This window comes from Kitasatospora sp. NPDC048365 (assembly GCF_043200835.1).
Taxonomy (GTDB): Bacteria; Actinomycetota; Actinomycetes; order Streptomycetales; family Streptomycetaceae; genus Kitasatospora; species Kitasatospora terrestris.
The window spans coordinates 24,507-42,201 of the sequence record NZ_JBICYJ010000027.1 but is presented as its reverse complement, the minus strand read 5'-3'; the positions used below and the strand labels follow the sequence as shown (position 1 = coordinate 42,201).

The 17,695-nt window shown below is 73.0% G+C and carries 17 protein-coding genes; 15 read left to right on the top strand and 2 right to left on the bottom strand.

From position 1 onward, the window contains the following. The first annotated feature begins 188 nt into the window (after positions 1–188). The gene (locus tag ACGFX4_RS25725; RefSeq protein ID WP_393078752.1) at positions 189–1,718 is read left to right on the top strand and encodes a hypothetical protein; all 1,530 of its coding nucleotides are present in this window, start codon (positions 189–191) and stop codon (positions 1,716–1,718) included. A gap of 309 nt (positions 1,719–2,027) precedes the next feature. On the opposite strand, the gene ACGFX4_RS25720 is transcribed toward ACGFX4_RS25725, so the two are convergent. Further along, positions 2,028–2,825, bottom strand: a complete 798-nt coding sequence (locus ACGFX4_RS25720; protein WP_393078749.1) for a LysR family substrate-binding domain-containing protein — start codon at positions 2,823–2,825, stop codon at positions 2,028–2,030. Positions 2,826–2,903: 78 nt separating this feature from the next. On the opposite strand from ACGFX4_RS25720, the gene ACGFX4_RS25715 reads away from it, so the two are divergent. Continuing rightward, a complete protein-coding gene (locus ACGFX4_RS25715) occupies positions 2,904–3,305 on the top strand; it encodes a DUF5997 family protein (RefSeq protein WP_393078746.1) in 402 nt (133 codons plus the stop codon). On the opposite strand, the gene ACGFX4_RS25710 is transcribed toward ACGFX4_RS25715, so the two are convergent. Continuing rightward, complete coding sequence (locus ACGFX4_RS25710) at positions 3,256–4,047, bottom strand: endonuclease/exonuclease/phosphatase family protein (RefSeq protein ID WP_393078743.1); 792 nt, start codon at positions 4,045–4,047, stop codon at positions 3,256–3,258. The genes ACGFX4_RS25715 and ACGFX4_RS25710 overlap by 50 nt on opposite strands. Positions 4,048–4,206: 159 nt before the next feature. Between ACGFX4_RS25710 and ACGFX4_RS25705 the strand changes: the two genes are divergently transcribed. The 13 genes from ACGFX4_RS25705 to ACGFX4_RS25645 all read left to right on the top strand — a co-directional run bounded on the left by ACGFX4_RS25705 (position 4,207) and on the right by ACGFX4_RS25645 (position 17,587). Next, on the top strand, positions 4,207–5,241 hold the full coding sequence (locus ACGFX4_RS25705) for an NlpC/P60 family protein (RefSeq protein ID WP_393078740.1): 1,035 nt from the start codon (positions 4,207–4,209) through the stop codon (positions 5,239–5,241). Positions 5,242–5,381: 140 nt separating this feature from the next. Continuing rightward, positions 5,382–6,410, top strand: a complete 1,029-nt coding sequence (gene argC / locus ACGFX4_RS25700) for an N-acetyl-gamma-glutamyl-phosphate reductase (RefSeq protein WP_393078738.1) — start codon at positions 5,382–5,384, stop codon at positions 6,408–6,410. 14 nt (positions 6,411–6,424) lie between these two features. Next, entirely contained in the window at positions 6,425–7,597 is a 1,173-nt protein-coding gene (argJ, locus tag ACGFX4_RS25695; RefSeq protein WP_393078925.1) for a bifunctional glutamate N-acetyltransferase/amino-acid acetyltransferase ArgJ, read from the top strand. Between the two features lie 19 nt (positions 7,598–7,616). Beyond that, positions 7,617–8,549, top strand: coding sequence for an acetylglutamate kinase (gene argB / locus ACGFX4_RS25690; RefSeq protein ID WP_393078735.1), 933 nt, complete (start codon positions 7,617–7,619; stop codon positions 8,547–8,549). Next, on the top strand, positions 8,546–9,748 hold the full coding sequence (locus tag ACGFX4_RS25685) for an acetylornithine transaminase (RefSeq protein WP_393078732.1): 1,203 nt from the start codon (positions 8,546–8,548) through the stop codon (positions 9,746–9,748). Before argB ends, ACGFX4_RS25685 begins: the two co-directional genes overlap by 4 nt. 23 nt (positions 9,749–9,771) lie before the next feature. Beyond that, positions 9,772–10,320, top strand: coding sequence for an arginine repressor (locus tag ACGFX4_RS25680; RefSeq protein ID WP_393078729.1), 549 nt, complete (start codon positions 9,772–9,774; stop codon positions 10,318–10,320). A gap of 85 nt (positions 10,321–10,405) precedes the next feature. Beyond that, positions 10,406–11,827, top strand: coding sequence for an argininosuccinate lyase (argH, locus tag ACGFX4_RS25675; RefSeq protein WP_393078726.1), 1,422 nt, complete (start codon positions 10,406–10,408; stop codon positions 11,825–11,827). A gap of 57 nt (positions 11,828–11,884) precedes the next feature. Beyond that, on the top strand, positions 11,885–13,258 hold the full coding sequence (locus tag ACGFX4_RS25670; protein WP_393078723.1) for an FAD-binding oxidoreductase: 1,374 nt from the start codon (positions 11,885–11,887) through the stop codon (positions 13,256–13,258). 37 nt (positions 13,259–13,295) lie between these two features. Beyond that, entirely contained in the window at positions 13,296–13,772 is a 477-nt protein-coding gene (locus ACGFX4_RS25665) for an RNA polymerase sigma factor (protein ID WP_393078720.1), read from the top strand. A gap of 265 nt (positions 13,773–14,037) precedes the next feature. Continuing rightward, on the top strand, positions 14,038–14,532 hold the full coding sequence (locus ACGFX4_RS25660; RefSeq protein ID WP_393078717.1) for a GNAT family N-acetyltransferase: 495 nt from the start codon (positions 14,038–14,040) through the stop codon (positions 14,530–14,532). A 407-nt stretch (positions 14,533–14,939) separates the two neighbouring features. Beyond that, on the top strand, positions 14,940–15,959 hold the full coding sequence (locus ACGFX4_RS25655) for an ATP-binding cassette domain-containing protein (protein ID WP_345700214.1): 1,020 nt from the start codon (positions 14,940–14,942) through the stop codon (positions 15,957–15,959). Next, entirely contained in the window at positions 15,956–16,696 is a 741-nt protein-coding gene (locus ACGFX4_RS25650; RefSeq protein ID WP_393078714.1) for a methionine ABC transporter permease, read from the top strand. Before ACGFX4_RS25655 ends, ACGFX4_RS25650 begins: the two co-directional genes overlap by 4 nt. A gap of 54 nt (positions 16,697–16,750) precedes the next feature. Continuing rightward, positions 16,751–17,587: a MetQ/NlpA family ABC transporter substrate-binding protein gene (locus ACGFX4_RS25645; protein ID WP_393078713.1), complete on the top strand. Its 837-nt coding sequence runs from the start codon at positions 16,751–16,753 to the stop codon at positions 17,585–17,587. Positions 17,588–17,695 lie beyond the last annotated feature (108 nt).

Below are 17,695 nucleotides of genomic sequence, written 5' to 3'. Positions count from 1 at the left end.
TGACAGCACACAGGGTCGGCCACACCTCGACCGGCCGCCCCGATGGCCACCCTGCCAGTGCAGTTGCCGATCACGGGGGCTATCACCCACCGTGTCGCGCCCGCGAAATCTGTAGGGTCTCGATGCATGAATCCGTGATCACCGGATATTGCCTCGCCCCGCGCCCGACACCGCGCCAGGATGGCGCGGTGACTGCGACGAGCGAGCTGCTGACCGCCCTGGCCGACAACCCGGCACTCCCCAGCGAGCTGATCGACCGCCTGACCGCCCTCGCCGACCAGGACACCGCCGACGCCCTGGCCGGACGCACCGACCTGACCCGGGCCCAGGTCCGGGCCCTGCTCGCCGCCAGGCCGTCGACCGACGTCTGCCTCGCATACGCCGGCACACTGGCCGCCGACGACCTCGACCCGGACGCGCTGCCGGACGCCGCCGTCGCGCTGCTCGACCTCGGTGCCGGACGCCCGGAGTGGGCCGACCGGCTCGCCGCGGATCCCGACCCCGACCGGCGCGAGCGGCTCGCCGACTGCTCGGACCTTCCCGCGGCCGCGGCGGCCGTCCTCGCCGCCGACCCCGAGCCGCAGGTGGCCGCCGCCCTCGCGGCCCGGACCACGCACCGCGAGCTCCTCACCCGCCTCGCCGCCCACCCCTACCAGGACGTCCGCGCCGCCCTCGCCGGAAACCCGGCAGCACCGCCGGACGTGCTGGCCGCCCTGCTGGACGGCGAACGCCTCCCGGCGGCCGAACGCTGCACCGTGTGCGAGCGCGAAGCCGTCCCGTTCGAGCACGACCCGTCCTGCCCGCGGACCGACTGCGCCCTGCCGCCCGGCGCCGCGTGCGACGGCGGCCACCAGTCGGTCACCGAGAAGCTGCGCCTGCAGGCCGTGGAGAACCCCGCGACCCCCGCGGACGCGGCCGCCCGGCACGCCGACTCCCCGTCCGCACTGCTGCGCGCCGTCCTCGCCGAACGGGCCGACCTGCCCGCCGCGACCGCCCGGCGGCTGGCGGCGGACCCGATCCCGATGGTCCGCGCCCACCTGGCGGCCAACCCCGCAGCCGGGGCGGACCTCCTGCGGCGACTGGCCGACGACGGCTACGACGAGGTCAGACGGGCGGCGGCGCACAACCCGGCCGTGCCGCTGGACGTCCTCGCCGCCGTCGCCACCACCACCCGGCTCGGGCCCGGGGCCGCACCGGCCGCCGCCCTCGCCGGCCCGGACGAGCTGCGAGGCCTGGCCACCCACCGGCACCCGGCCGTCCGACGGCTCGCCGCCCAGCGCACCGACCTCCCCGACACCCTGCGGGACGCGCTCGCCGCCGACCCCGACGCCAAGGTGGCCGCCGCCGTCGCGGCCCACCCGGGCCTGTCCGACGCGCAGCTACGAGCCCTCGCGGACCGCTTCGGCGCCCAGGTCGCGGCCGGGATCGCCGCCAACCCGGACGCCCGACCGGATCTGCTCACCGAACTCGTCCACCGCCGGCCCGCCGCCCGCAAGGCGCTGCGCGCCGTCGCCCGCCGCCCGGACGCACCGGCCGACGCCCTGCGCGCCTGCCTCGACGACCCGAAGGCCGGCCCCCTCGCCGCCGCCCACCCGGCCCTGCCCCCCGACCTGGTCGTCACCCTCCTCCACGGCCCCGACCAGGCGCTCGCCGAAGCCGCCGCAAGCAACCCGGCCCTGCCGCCGGCAGCCATGGCCGCCCTCCTGCCCCCACCCTGACCCGCCACCGGATGCCCGCCGCAGAGCAACCGCTGCCCCGAGCCCGACCGCCTGCCGGAGCCCGACCGCCTGCCCGAGGTCGAATCCGCGGTTGCGACGGCGGCACCGCCACCCACCGCCCGGGACATGCAGGCGCACGAGTGTCCGAGGCATCCGCCGGGCGCAGCCGCCACCGGCGGCTACGGGACTCCCGGCCCCGTCGGTGCCGCCCGCCGTCCATCGGGCCGGTCGGCGTCTGCCGCAGGGGCGGGTGAGGCAGCGGGACGTGTGGCGCGGGGTGGCCGACAGGAGCCCGTGGCCGCGTGCGGGTCAGCCGCGGCGGCGGGGCTTGCCGGGGCGGGCGGGGGCGCCCTTGCGGGGTGTGGAGCCCTGGCCGGTGCGCTTGGCGCCGGCGGCGGAGCGGTTTCCGGTCGCCTTGCCCTTCGCGGGCTGCTGCGGCTTGCGCGGCTGCTTGGTGGCGGCCTGCTGCTGCCGGTCGGCGCCGGCGACGCCGCGGGAGCTGTTGACGGTGCGGCCGCGGACGATGCCGATGAGCTCCTCGACCAGCACGGGGGTGTCCTCGCCGGTCGGCCAGGACAGCGCGACCCGGGACTCGGGGGCGTCGGCGACCGTGCGGTAGGTGAGGTCGCGGCGGTGGTGGAGGCGGGCCAGCGACTGCGGCGCGACCAGGACGCCGATTCCGGCGGCGACCAGCTCGACGGCGTCGCCGGTGGTCGCGGGCCGCTCGAACGCGGGCTCGCCGGGCAGCTCCTCCCAGCCGAGGGTGTCGTCGAGCGGGTGGAGCACGACCTCGTCGGCGAGGTCGGCCAGGGTGATCTCCTCGGCCGCGGTGATCACGTGGTCCTTGGGGACGACGGCGACCGTGGTCTCGGTGTACAGCGGGATGGCGTTGAGCACGGTCCTGTCGACCGGCAGGCGCAGCAGCGCGGCGTCCGCGTCGCCGCTGAGCAGCAGCCCGGCGGCCTCGCCGGGGTCGGCCGCCACCAGGGTGAGCGGGATGTCGGGGAGCCGCTCGGACCAGATCCGCACCCACTTGGTGGGCGTCACCCCGGGCACGTAGGCGAGCCGGAACTCGGCGGGCAGGTCGGCGCTGATCGGGCTGGTCACCGGCTCAGCGTACCGGCCGCGGGGGGTCGGCCGAGGTCGTGGTCGGGGCGGGGGCGCGCGCTCGTTACCCTTGACACCATGACGTCCCACCAGACCGCCCAGACGATGAAGCCCGCCACCGCGGCGAAGAAGCTGGGTGTGTACCTGCCCGCCACGCCCGCCGAGTTCCAGGAGGGTGTGGTTTCGCGTGCCGAGCTGAACTCCCTCCAGGCCGACCCGCCCGAGTGGCTGCGCGAGCTGCGCCGCACCGGTCCGCACCCGCGTCCGGTGGTGGCGGCGAAGCTGGGCGTGTCGATCGCGGGTCTGGCGCGTGGCGGGGTCACCGAGGCGCTGACCACGGAGCAGATCGAGGCGCTGAAGGACGAGAACCCGCTGTGGCTGCAGCACGAGCGCGCCACCCAGGTCGATGTTCGCAAGGAGGCGGTCCGGATCAAGGAGAAGAACCGCCAGAAGGACGCGCAGAAGGACGCCCAGAAGTAGCCACGGGCGACGGCGGTCGGCCGACCACGGCCCGGACCGGGTTGTGGTCGGAGAGGCCGTGCACGTCCCGTACCGCCGCGTCGCGCCCGGCGAGGCCGCCCCGGACCACCACGTGGTCGATCCACTGGGATTTGGGCGCCCCGGGTTCGCGCGGCCGGGTCGGCCCGGCGCCGGCCGGCAGCGCGGTGACCGTGAAGTCCGGGCCGAGTTCGGCCGCCACCACGGTGCGGTCGGCGTTGAAGTCGCCGAGCAGCACCGCGGGTCCGTCGCCCGCGGCCTCGGCCACCACCCGGGCGAGGTGGGCGAGCTGGCCGGGCCGCCGGTCGTCGCCGGTGCTCACATGGGTGGCGACCACCAGCAGGTCGGGGGTGCGGACGGCGAGCAGGCCCTTGCCGGGTGCGTCGGCGAACGCCTCGGCGGCCACCGCCTCGCCGGGTCCGTCGAGGAGCAGCACCAGGTGTTCGGCGCGGTCGTCGAGCTGGGTGGGGATCCGTCGGGGTTCGGGGGTTCGCGGGTAGCGCAGCAGGTGGACGGTCCGTCCGCCGGGCAGGGCCGCGCGCAGGGCGGCGAGTTGGTCGCCGCTGACCTCCTGGAGGGCGATCACCTGCTCGGTCATCGCGGCGATCTCGGCGGTGACGCCGGTGATCCGGTCGGCCTCGGCGGGCCAGCGGTCGAGCATCGCGCTGGCGTAGTTCTCGGCGTGGACGCGGTGCAGCACGTTCCAGGTGGCGACGGCGGTCATGGGCCGATGGTACTGACGGAGAGTCAATCCGTTGTCACGGAGGCGAGTTTGTTCGGTTCCCGAGTGGACGTGCGGCGGGAGCCTCATTACGGTCTGGTATCGAACCTGTATTCCGGACCTTCACCCGTGGGGGTGAGTCCGCAGGAAGAGGAGCCCGCCTTGGCCACGCACCGCCGCCCCAAGCAGCCGAGCCGCGCACGGCTGACCGTGTTCACGGGTGCTGCCGCGACCGCGGTCGCGCTGACGGCCCAGCTGGCCGCGCACGCCGACCCCGCCCCGACCAAGGACGAGGTGAAGGCGCAGGTCGACAAGCTGGCCCAGGAGCAGGAGCAGGCGGCGGAGCGGTACAACGGCGCCAAGGAGCGGGCCGACCAGCTGCGCAAGCAGGCCGACCAGCTGCAGGACCAGATGGCCCGCAGTCAGGCGCAGCTGACCGAGCTGGCCTCCGGGCTGGCCGAGGTGGCCGGCGAGGAGTACCGGCAGGGCGGGGTCGACCCGTCGATACGCCTGATGCTGTCCAGCGACCCGGACGGGTACCTGGCGCAGGCGTCCAGCTACGAGCAGGCCGCCAACACCCAGGCGGACTCGCTGAAGGCGCTCAAGGACCAGCAGCGCCGGCTGGATCAGCAGAAGCAGGAGGCGACCGCGGTCCTGGCCGAGCTGGACGGCTCGACCAAGGTCCTGAACGAGGCCAAGAACGAGGTGCAGTCGAAGCTCCAGGAGGCGACGCGGCTGCTGTCCAGGCTCAGCCGGGCCGACCAGGCCGCGATCCGGGCCGGCGGCGACGGTACGGCCTCGCGGAGCGCCTCCCGGGTCGACCCGGCCACGCTGCCCCCGGCCAGCGGCGCCGCCGCGATCGCGGTGAAGACCGCCCTGGAGCAGCAGGGCGACCCGTACAAGTGGGGTGCGACCGGCCCGGGAAGCTTCGACTGCTCCGGCCTGATGGTGTTCGCGTACGCGAGCGCGGGCGTCTCGCTGCCGCGCACCTCGCAGTCGCAGGGCAGTGTCGGGACCAACGTCGGCACCGACTGGCACAACGCCCAGCCCGGCGACCTGGTGGTCTACCACTCCGACCGGCACCACGTCGGGATGTACATCGGCAACGGCCTGGTGGTGCACGCGCCGCAGAGCGGCGACGTGGTGCGGACCATGAAGGTGGACGCCATGACGATCTCCACCATCCGCCGGATCTGACCCGCGGACCCGCCCGCCGATCCCATCTGAACGTCAGGAGCCGGTCCGGAAACGGGCCGGCTCCTGGCGTTCACCTTGAGCTCCTTGCATGAATGTTCCGTGCTGCGTATATTCATGCCAAGCTTCAAGGAGGGAACGTCATGGCATTGCGAGTCGCCGTCGCCGGCGCCAGCGGGTACGCGGGGGGCGAGGTGCTGCGCCTGCTGCTCGGCCACCCGGAGGTGGAGATCGGCGCGCTCACCGGCGCCTCCAACGCCGGGACGAGGCTGGGGCTGCTCCAGCCGCACCTGCTGCCGCTGGCCGACCGGGTGCTGGAGCCGACCACGGCCGAGACCCTGGCCGGCCATGACATCGTCTTCCTCGGCCTGCCGCACGGCCAGTCGGCCGCCGTCGCCGAGCAGCTCGGCGAGGACGTGCTGGTGGTCGACCTGGGCGCCGACCACCGGCTGACCTCGGCCGCCGACTGGGAGCAGTTCTACGGCTCGCCGCACGCCGGCACCTGGCCGTACGGCCTGCCCGAGCTGCCCGGCCACCGGCAGGCGCTCAAGGGCGCCAGGCGGATCGCGGTGCCGGGCTGCTACCCGACCGCCGTCTCGCTGGCGATGTTCCCGGCGTACGCGGCGCAGCTGGTCGAGCCGGAGGCCGTGATCGTCGCCGCGTCCGGCACCTCGGGCGCGGGCAAGGCGGTCAAGGCGCACCTGCTGGGCAGCGAGGTGATGGGCTCGATGAGCCCGTACGGCGTGGGCGGCGGCCACCGGCACACCCCGGAGATGGCGCAGAACCTCACCCCGCTCGCCGGGGAGCCGGTCACCGTCTCCTTCACCCCGACGCTCGCCCCGATGCCGCGCGGCATCCTGGCCACCTGCAGCGCCAAGGCGAAGCCGGGCGTGACGGCCGAGCAGCTGCGCGCCGCCTACACCGAGGCGTTCGCGGCCGAGCCGTTCGTCCGCCTGCTGCCCGAGGGGCAGTGGCCGCAGACCAGCTCGGTCTACGGCTCCAACGCCGCGCTGGTCCAGGTCGCGCTGGACCCGCACGCCGGGCGCCTGATCGCGATCAGCGCGATCGACAACCTGGTGAAGGGCACCGCCGGCGGCGCGGTGCAGAGCATGAACATCGCCCTGGGCCTCCCCGAGGAGCTGGGCCTCCCGCTGAACGGAGTCGCACCGTGACCACCCCCCAGGCTGTGTCCGATCCCAAGAACGTCGGCGTGACGGCGGCGAAGGGCTTCCGCGCGTCGGGCGTCACCGCCGGCATCAAGGCTTCCGGCACCCCGGACCTCGCCCTGGTCGTCAACGAGGGCCCGTCCTTCGCGGCGGCCGGCGTCTTCACCTCCAACCGGGTGAAGGCCGCGCCGGTGCGCTGGTCGGAGCAGGTGCTGAAGGCCGGCGAGCTGGCCGCGGTGATCCTCAACTCCGGCGGCGCCAACGCCTGCACCGGCCCGGAGGGCTTCCAGGACACCCACGCCACCGCGGAGAAGGTGGCCGCCGAGCTGAACGTCGGCGCCGGCGAGGTCGCGGTCTGCTCCACCGGCCTGATCGGCCAGCGGCTGCCGATGGACATCCTGCTGCCGGGCGTGGAGACGGCCGTCGCGGCGCTCTCGCCGACCGGCGGCGAGCAGGCGGCGATCGCCATCAAGACCACCGACACCGTGCACAAGACCGCCCAGGTCACCCACGCGCAGGGCTGGACGGTCGGCGGCATGGCCAAGGGCGCGGGCATGCTCGCCCCGGGCCTGGCCACCATGCTGGTGGTGGTCACCACCGACGCCCAGGTCTCCGCCGCCGAGCTGGACGCCGCGCTGCGCGGTGCCACCCGGACGACCTTCGACCGGGTCGACTCCGACGGCTGCATGTCCACCAACGACACCGTGCTGCTGCTGGCCTCCGGCGCGGCCGGGGTCGCCCCGGACGCCGCGGAGTTCGCCGAGGCGGTCCGCACCGTCTGCGACGACCTGGCCCGGCAGCTGATCGGCGACGCCGAGGGCGCGTCGAAGGAGATCCGGATCGACGTGGTCAACGCCGCGAGCGAGGACGAGGCCGTCGACGTGGCCCGCACCATCGCCCGCAACAACCTGCTGAAGTGCGCCATCCACGGCGAGGACCCCAACTGGGGCCGGGTGCTGGCCGCGATCGGCACCACCGCCGCCGCCTTCGACCCGGACCGGCTGGACGTCGCGATCAACGGGGTCTGGGTCTGCCGCGACGGCGGCGTCGGCGAGGACCGCGACCTGGTCTCGATGAAGGACCGCGAGGTGGTCATCACCGCCGACCTCAAGGCCGGCGCCGAGAGCGCCACGGTGTGGACCAACGACCTCACCGCCGACTACGTCCACGAGAACAGCGCCTACTCCACCTGATCCCGGGGGAACAGAGACCGTGAAGATCGCACCCAAGGGCGAACAGGCCCGCAGCAACGCCGCGTTGCCCAAGGCCCGCACCCTCATCGAGGCGCTCCCGTGGCTGGAGCGCTTCCACGGCAAGACCGTCGTGATCAAGTTCGGCGGCAACGCCATGGTGGACGAGGAGCTGAAGTCCGCCTTCGCCCAGGACGTGGTCTTCCTGCGCTACGCCGGCCTCAACCCGGTCGTGGTGCACGGCGGCGGCCCGCAGATCAGCGCCCAGCTCGACAAGTTGGGCCTGGAGTCCTCGTTCACCGCGGGCCTGCGGGTCACCACGCCGGAGACCATGGACGTGGTCCGGATGGTGCTGGCCGGGCAGGTGCAGCGCGAGCTGGTCGGCCTGCTCAACGGCCACGGCCCGTTCGCGGTCGGCATGACCGGCGAGGACGCGCACACCATGACCGCGGTCAAGCGGTACGCGGTGGTGGACGGCGAGCAGGTCGACATCGGCCTGGTCGGCGACATCGTCAACATCGAGGCCGGCGCGGTGAAGGCGCTGATCGCGGACGGCCGGATCCCGGTGATCTCCTCGATCGCCCGCGGCGCCGACGGCCACGTGTACAACATCAACGCCGACACCGCCGCGGCCGCGCTGGCGGTGGCGCTGGGCGCGGAGATGCTGGTGATCCTCACCGACGTCGAGGGCCTGTACCGGGACTGGCCGAACTCGGACGACGTGATCAGCCAGCTGAACGCCTCCGAGCTGGACGCCATACTGCCCACCCTGGCCAGCGGCATGCTGCCCAAGATGGAGGGCTGCCTGCGGGCCGTCCGCTCCGGCGTGGGCACCGCCCGCGTGCTGGACGGGCGGGTGCAGCACTCGCTGCTGCTGGAGATCTTCACCGACGAGGGAATCGGCACCATGGTCGTGCCGGACGACGAACCGACCGTGACCGGGGGACTGGCATGAGCGACAACACCCAGATGACGCAGCGGTGGCAGCACTCGCTGATGGACAACTACGGCACCCCGCGGCTCCCGCTGGTCAGGGGCGAGGGCGCCACGGTCTGGGACGCCGACGGCAACGCGTACCTGGACCTGGTCGCGGGCATCGCGGTCAACGCCCTGGGCCACGCCCACCCGGCGATCGTGGAGGCGGTCACCGCCCAGATCACCACGCTCGGCCACGTCTCCAACCTGTTCATCGCCGAGCCGCCGGTCGCGCTCGCCGAGAAGCTGCTGGAGCTGGCCGGCCGGCCGGGCCGGGTGTTCTTCTGCAACTCCGGCGCCGAGGCCAACGAGGCCGCCTTCAAGATCGGCCGGCTGACCGGCCGGACCCACGTGGTCTCGCTGCAGGGCGGCTTCCACGGCCGGACCATGGGCGCGCTCACGCTGACCGCCCAGCCCGCCAAGCAGGACCCGTTCAAGCCGCTGCTCGCGGACGCCACCTACGTGCCGTTCGGCGACATCGAGGCGCTGCGGGCGGCCGTCACCACCGAGACCGCCGCGGTCTTCCTGGAGCCGATCCAGGGCGAGAACGGCGCGATCCCGCTGACCGGCGAGTACCTGCGGGCGGCCCGCGAGATCACCCGCGCCACCGGCACCCTGCTGGTCCTGGACGAGGTGCAGACCGGCATCGGCCGGACCGGCCACTGGTTCGCCCACCAGGCGTTCGAGGGCGTGGACCCGGACATCGTCACGCTGGCCAAGGGCATCGGCGGCGGTCTGCCGATGGGCGCCGTGCTGGCCTTCGGCGAGACCGGCGACCTGCTCCACCCGGGTCACCACGGCACCACCTTCGGCGGCAACCCGGTGGTCGCCGCCGCGGGCCTCGCGGTGATCGACACCATCGAGGGCCAGGGCCTGCTGGACCACGTCCAGAAGCTCGGCGAGCGGCTCAAGGCCGGCATCGAGGCGATCGGCGACCCGCTGGTCAGCCACGTCCGGGGCGCCGGTCTGCTGCTCGGCATCGTGCTCACCGAGCCCGTCGCCGCCCAGGTCCAGGCCGCCGCCCAGCAGGCCGGCTTCCTGGTCAACGCGGCCGTCGCCGACGCGGTCCGGCTGGTGCCGCCGCTGGTGCTCACCGAACAGCAGGCGGACGCCTTCCTGGCCGCGCTGCCCGGCATCCTCCGCTCGGTCCGCGAGGCCGCCCCCGGCGCGACCGCCTGACCCCAGTCCGGGAGAATCTTCATATGACCGCACCTCACGCCGACCAGCCCGCCGCCGGTCCGACGCCGCAGGTCCCGCAGACCCGCACCGCGCGCCACCGGCGGATCGTGGACCTGTTGACCCGTCAACCCGTCCGTTCGCAGAGCCAGCTGGCCAAGCTGCTCGCCGACGACGGGCTGGTGGTCACCCAGGCCACGCTCTCGCGGGACCTGGACGAGCTGGGCGCGGTGAAGATCCGCAACCGGGACGGCGCGCTCATCTACGCCGTTCCGGCCGAGGGCGGCGACCGCACGCCGCGCGCACCGATGGGTGAGTCCGCCAGCGAGGCCCGGATGGCCCGGCTGGCGGGCGAACTCATGGTCTCCGCCACCGCCTCCGGCAACCTCGTGGTGCTCCGCACCCCGCCGGGCGCGGCCCAGTTCCTGGCCTCCGCGATCGACGCGGCCGAGGTCTTCGAGGTCATCGGCACCATCGCCGGCGACGACACCGTGCTGCTGATCAGCCGCGACCCGGCCGGCGGCCAGGCACTGGCCGACCACCTGCTGCAGCTCGCCCAGGCCAAGGCCCAGTAGCGCTTCCCCGCCTTGCTTGTGGAAGTCATACGCACTGGTGCATACTTATGCCGATCGCTGTATGGATACCAAGGGAGCTCCCGCGATGACTGCCGACCGGAACGCCGACGTCCGACTCTGGGGAGCGCGCTTCGCCGACGGCCCCTCCGAGGCGCTGGCCAAGCTCTCCGCCTCGGTCCACTTCGACTGGCGGCTCGCCCCGTACGACATCGCCGGCTCCAAGGCCCACGCCCGCGTCCTGCACAAGGCCGGCCTGCTCACCGACACTGAGCTCGACGGCATGCTGGCCGGCCTCGACCAGCTGCTCGCCGACGTCGAGGCGGGCAGCTTCGTCGGCACGGTGGCCGACGAGGACGTGCACACCGCGCTGGAGCGCGGCCTGCTGGAGCGGCTCGGCGCCGACCTCGGCGGCAAGCTCCGGGCCGGGCGCTCGCGCAACGACCAGATCGCCACGCTCTTCCGGATGTACCTGCGCGACCACGCCAGGACCATCGGCGGCCTGGTCCTCGACCTCCAGCACGCCCTGGTCGGCCTCGCCGAGGCGCACCCCGACACCGCCATGCCGGGCCGCACCCACCTCCAGCACGCCCAGCCGGTGCTCTTCGCCCACCACGTGCTCGCCCACGTCCAGGCCCTCGGCCGGGACGCCGAGCGGCTGCGCCAGTGGGACGCGCGCACCGCGGTCTCCCCGTACGGCTCCGGCGCGCTGGCCGGCTCCTCGCTCGGCCTGGACCCGCAGGCGGTCGCCGCGGACCTCGGGTTCGAGGGCGGCTCGGTCGGCAACTCCATCGACGGCACCGCCTCGCGCGACTTCGTGGCGGAGTTCGCCTTCGTCACCGCGATGATCGGGATCAACCTCTCGCGGATCGCGGAGGAGATCATCATCTGGAACACCAAGGAGTTCGGCTTCATCACGCTGCACGACGCCTTCTCCACCGGGTCGTCGATCATGCCGCAGAAGAAGAACCCCGACATCGCCGAGCTCGCCCGCGGCAAGTCCGGCCGCCTGATCGGCAACCTGACCGGCCTGCTCGCCACCCTGAAGGCGCTGCCGCTGGCCTACAACCGGGACCTCCAGGAGGACAAGGAGCCGGTCTTCGACTCCTGCGACACGCTCGAGGTCCTGCTGCCCGCCTTCACCGGCATGGTCGCCACGCTCACCGTCCACCGCGAGCGGCTGGAGGAGCTGGCGCCGGCCGGCTTCTCGCTGGCCACCGACATCGCCGAGTGGCTGGTCAAGCAGGGCGTGCCGTTCCGCGTCGCGCACGAGGTCGCGGGCGCCTGCGTCAAGGTCTGCGAGGCCCAGGGCATCGAGCTGGCCGACCTCACCGACGAGCAGTTCGCGGCCATCTCCGAGCACCTGACGCCCGAGGTGCGGTCGGTGCTCAGCGTCCACGGCGCGATCGCCTCCCGCAACGGCCGCGGCGGCACCGCCCCGTCGGCGGTCGCCGTCCAGCTCGCCGAGATCAAGGCCGACCTGGCGGTCCAGGAGACCTGGGTGAAGTGAGCGGCCCCTTCCGGGGCTCCCCGAGCCCCGGTGGCACTTCGCCGTAATACTGGAACGGTGAAGGCTGCGGACGCCCTCCGTGAGGGCTTTCGGGGGCAGGTGGTGGTGCCCGGCGACGCCGGGTACGACGCGGCGCGCGCGGTGTGGAACGGCGCGATCGACCGCCGGCCCGAGGTGATCGCCCGCTGCACCGGCACCGCCGACGTCCTGCGGGCCGTCACCGTGGCCCGCGAGCACGGCCTGCTCACCGCCGTCCGCGGCGGCGGCCACAACATCGCGGGCCTGGCGGTCTGCGACGGCGGCATGGTGATCGACCTGTCCGCGATGCGCGGGGTCCGGGTCGATCCGCAGCGCCGGATCGCCCGGGCGCAGCCGGGCACCACCTGGGGCGGTTTCGACCACGAGACGCAGGCCTTCCGGCTGGCCACGCCGGGCGGTCTGATGTCCTCGACCGGCATCGCGGGGTTCACCCTCGGCGGCGGTTTCGGCTGGCTGAGCCGCGCGTACGGGCTGGCCTGCGACAACCTGCTGGAAGCGGATGTGGTGACGGCGGAGGGCCGGGTGGTCACCGCGAGCGCGGCCACCCACCCGGACCTGTTCTGGGGTCTGCGCGGCGGCGGCGGCAACTTCGGCGTCGTCACCACCTTCACCTACCGCCTGCACCGGATCGGCCCGGCGGTGCTGTGCGGCGGGCTGTTCTTCCCGGCCGAGCACCTGGCCGCCACGGTGCGTGCGGTCCGCGACCTGATGGCGGACGCCCCGGACGAGCTGTTCGCCTCCTGTGTCTTCGGCCGGGCGCCGGCCGCGCCGTTCCTGCCGACCGAGTGGCACGGGCGGCCGATCGTCCGGGTCGGGGTCTGCTGGGCGGGCCGCGCGGACCGCGGGCGCGAGGTGGTGGCGCCGCTGCGGGCGCTGCCGCACCTGGTGGCGGACGCCGTGCAGACCCGGCCGTACACCGTGTGGCAGCAGATGCTGGACCCCGGTTGGGGGCCGGGCGCGCACAACTACTGGAAGTCGGAGTACCTGTCGGTGCTGGACGACGCCGCGATCGACACGGTGGCCGCGTACTTCGCGACCGCCACCTCGCCGCTCTCCGACGTCAAGCTCGCCTTCCTCGGCGGCGCGATCGCCCGGGTCGGTGCGGAGGACACCGCGTACACCCACCGTGCGGCGCCGTACCTGCTGAACATCAACAGCCGCTGGGAGTCGGGCGAGCCGGATCCGCACGTGGCGTGGACCCGGGGGTTCTGGAACGCGATGCGGCCGCACTCCTCGGGCGGGGTGTACGTGAACTTCCTCGGGCAGGAGGGGCCCGGCCGGGTCCTGGAGGCGTACGGCAGGGCGAAGTACGAACGGCTGACGGCGCTCAAGGACCGCTGGGACCCGGAGAACTTCTTCCGCGTCAACCAGAACATCCCGCCCAGCGTCTGACCGTTACCTCGGGCCGCGCCGGGCCGTCATACCGGGCGTGCTCCCCGTGACCGAGCTGCGGCCCGCGCTCACCGCCTTCCTCTCCGTCCTCGCGGCCGGCACCGGCGTGGACGCCGACGACCTGGAACAGTCCGTCTGGCTACGTGCGATGGAACGCTCGCGGACCTCCGGCCTGCCGGCCGACGCCCGAAACTGGCTCCGCGGCCTCGCCGTCCGCGAGGCGCTGTCCGGCCGCGGGGGCGGCCCGGAGACCGCGGTGGCACGGGTGACGCAGCGTCATCGCGGGCCGGAGGAGGAGCTGCTCCGGGCGGAGCGGAGCGAGTCCCTCCGGCGCGCGCTCGACCTGGTGCCGAGCCGGTGCCGGGAGCTGCTGGAGGAGCTCGCGGCCTCGCCGGACCTCACCTACCGGCAGCTGGCCGACCGGCTGGACCTGCCGCGCGGCTCGATCGGGCCGCTCCGCTCGCGCTGTCTGGGGCGGCTGCGGTCGCTGGTGGCGGCGGTGCGGGAGGAGTGACGCTCGCCACGTCGGGCGTCCGGAAGGTTGAGATCACCCATATGGCGGGTAGAGCGGTGGCGAACGTCTCCCTTGACGGTCGCTCGACTGCCCGGATACTGAGCGTAAGCACAGTGTCGGCTCCCGTGAGCGGTACCACCGTCGGGCGGGGGCGTCGCTGCGCTTCTCCCGGACCGGGCAGATCCCCGTCCGGGCACACCTCGGACAGGGCGGGTGCGAGACCCTCACACGCGCGCCGGCCACGACGATGGGGAGGCCCCCGCACATGGGCATGAGTGTGATCATCTCGACGGCACGCCAGGACGAGGCGGAGCAGATCCTGAAGCTCCAGTACCTCGGTTACCAGGGCGAGGCCGAGCTGTACGCGGACTGGACGATCGATCCGCTGACGCAGACCCTGGAGAGCCTGCGCGAGGAGCTGGCGGAACGCCACGTCCTGGTCGCCAGGCTCGGCGACGAGGTCGTGGGCTCGGTCCGCGGCTGGGTGGACGAGGAGGGCGTGGGCCGGATCGGCCGCCTGGTGGTCCACCCCCGGATGCAGCGCCACGGCCTGGGCCGGCGGCTGCTGGCCGGGATGGAGGCGCAGCTGGCCGAGGCCGGCGCGGTGGGCGGCTTCGAGCTGTTCACCGGCCACCGCAGCCTGGCGAACCTGCGTCTGTACCAGCGTCAGGGCTACCGGCAGACCGGGGTCCGCGAGGTGTCCCGGCAGCTGTCGATCGTCACCATGGCCAAGCCCGTCGCGGCCTCCCTGGCGGCCTGAGAAGCCCGTCGCGGCCACCACGGCGCCCGCCCCATGACCGGGGGCGGGCGCCGTTCGCCTTGGTGCGCCCGTGTCGTGTCCACATATCGGACGCCGTCTCCTGATAATTGGGACCGTGTCCATATGTCTGATTTACTTGCTTCCATGACTGCGACGACGAACTGCACCCCCACCGGCACCGTGCCGGCAGGTGAGCGATGCATGTGTCGTCGAATGTGTCGCCGCTGAGCGCCTCTTCTTCTTCCCGCCCAGCCTTCTCCTCCTGTCGCCGCTGATGACTCGTTAGGGCCATGCCCGCGAGCATCCCCGCCGCCCACCGGCCACGATCGACACAGCGACAGGAACTGATTCCCTTTCACAGGCGCGGACCGCCACGAGTCGTCCGCCCCCGAACAACGGAAGCAGCTGTGATCACCACCAAGGACCTGACGAAGGTCTACCGCTCCCGGGGCCGCGAGGTCACCGCCCTGCACGGCGTCGACCTGCACGTACGCGAGGGCGAGGTCTACGGGGTCGTCGGCACCAGCGGCGCCGGCAAGTCCACCCTGATCCGCTGCGTGAACCTGCTGGAGCGCCCCAGCTCCGGCAGCGTCACCGTGGACGGCGTCGAGCTGACCGCGCTGCCCGGCGGCGAGCGGGCGGGCCGTGAACTGCGCGAGGCCCGCCGGCGGATCGGCATGGTGTTCCAGCACTTCAACCTGCTGTCCTCGCGCACCGTCCAGCAGAACGTCGAACTCCCGCTGGAGATCATCGGCCTGGACCGCACCCAGCGCCGCCGCAAGGCCGCCGAACTGCTCGACCTGGTCGGCCTCGGCGACCGCGCCCGCAGCTACCCGAGCCAGCTCTCCGGCGGCCAGAAGCAGCGCGTCGGCATCGCCCGTGCGCTGGCCGGCGACCCCAAGGTGCTGCTCTCCGACGAGGCCACCAGCGCCCTCGACCCGGAGACCACCCGCTCCATCCTCAAGCTGCTGCGCGACCTCAACCAGCAGCTCGGCCTGACCGTCCTGCTGATCACCCACGAGATGGACGTGATCAAGTCGGTCTGCGACTCGGCGGCGCTGATGCGCGGTGGCCGGGTGGTGGAGTCCGGCGGCCTCACCGGGCTGCTCGCCGACCCGAACTCGCAGCTTGCCCGCGAGCTGTTCCCGCTCGGCGACTTCGGCAGCGGCCACCCCGGCCGGACCGTCCTGGAGATCACCTTCCAGGGCGACGCGCCCGCCCAGCCGTTCGTCTCCCAGCTCGCCCGCACCTACCAGATCGACATCAACATCCTCGGCGCCGCGGTGGAGACCATCGCCGGCCTGATGGTCGGCCGGATGCGCGTCGAACTGCCCGGCAGCCACCAGGACAACGTGGTGCCGATCGGCTACCTGCGCGAGCAGGGCCTGCAGGTGGACGTGCTGGACGTGAACGGAGCCGCGGCATGACCTGGGACCAGATGCAGGAACTGATGTGGCCCGCCACCTGGGAGACCCTGGGGATGGTCGGCCTCAGCTCGGTCATCACCATCGTGGTCGGCCTGCCGGTCGGACTGCTGCTCGTGCTCACCGACAAGGGCGGGCTGCTGCAGAACCTGGCGGTCAGCCGGGTGCTCGGCATGATCGTCAACATCGGCCGCTCGATCCCGTTCATCATCCTCGTGGTCGCGCTGATCCCGTTCACCCGCTGGGTCACCGGCACCACCCTCGGCTGGCAGGCCGCCAGCGTGCCGCTGGCCGTCGGCGCGATCCCGTTCTTCGCCCGGCTGGTGGAGACCTCCGTCCGCGAGGTCGACCCCGGCCTGGTCGAGGCGGTGCAGTCGATGGGCGGCTCCACCCCGACGATCGTCCGCAAGACCCTGCTGCCCGAGTCGTTGCCCTCGCTGATCGCCGCCGTCACCACCACGGTCATCGCGCTGATCGGCTACTCGGCGATCGCCGGCGCGGTCGGCGGCGGCGGCCTCGGATCCCTCGCCATCACCTACGGCTACCAGCGCTTCGAGACCGCCTTCATGTGGGTGATCGTCGCGGAGATCGTGGTCATCGTGACCGTGCTGCAGACCATCGGCGACTACGCCGCCCGCAGGCTCTCCCACCGCGGCGACTACGCCAGCCCGCTCGCGTTCTTCCGCAGCGCCAGTGCCCGGCCCACCGAGGCCGAAGAGGACACCCTGTCCGTCCACTGAACTTCCGCTCCCACCAGGGGCGGTCCGCAAGAAACCCGCAGAAAGGCACTTTTCGTGCGTAACGTTCTGAAGACCACCGTCGTCACCGCCACGGCCGCCGGCCTCGCCCTCACCCTCGCGGCGTGCGGCAGCGACAGCTCGACCGGCGGTGCCTCCGCCGACCCCAACAAGGCCCTCACGGTGGTCGCCAGCCCCACTCCGCACGCCCAGATCCTCCAGTACGTGAAGGACAACCTGGCGGCGTCGGCCGGGCTGAAGCTCGACATCAAGGTGGTCAACGACTACGTGACCCCCAACACCTCGGTCCAGGACGGCTCCGCGGACGCCAACTACTTCCAGCACGTGCCGTACCTGGAGGAGTTCAACAAGAAGAACGGCACCAACGTGGTCTCGGTGGAGACCGTCCACCTGGAGCCGCTCGGCCTCTACTCCAAGAAGGTCAAGGCCGTCACCGAGCTGGCCGACGGCGCCCAGGTCGCGCTGCCCAACGACGCCACCAACGAGGGCCGGGCGCTCAAGCTGCTCGCCGACAACAACGTCATCACCCTCAAGTCCGGCGCCGGCGTCACCGCCTCCGTCCAGGACATCGCCTCCAACCCGAAGAACCTCAAGTTCAAGGAGCTGGAGGCGGCCCAGCTGCCGCGCGCCCTGCCGGACGTGGACGCCGCCGTCATCAACGGCAACTACGCCCTGGAGGCCAACCTCAAGCCTGCCACCGACGCGCTGATCCTGGAGAAGGCCGAGGGCAACCCCTACGCCAACATCCTGGCCGTCAAGAAGGGCGACGAGAGCGACCCGCGGGTCAAGAAGCTCGCCGAGCTGCTCCACTCCGACCAGGTCAAGAAGTACATCCAGGACACCTTCCAGGGCTCCGTCATCCCGGCGTTCTGACACACCGTCGACCGGCCCCCGGCGTGACCGCGCCGGGGGTCGGTCGTGCAGTATGCAACTCCACGGGTCCGGGGCGTACGGTGTGTCAACGACCCGGCGAGGAGATGA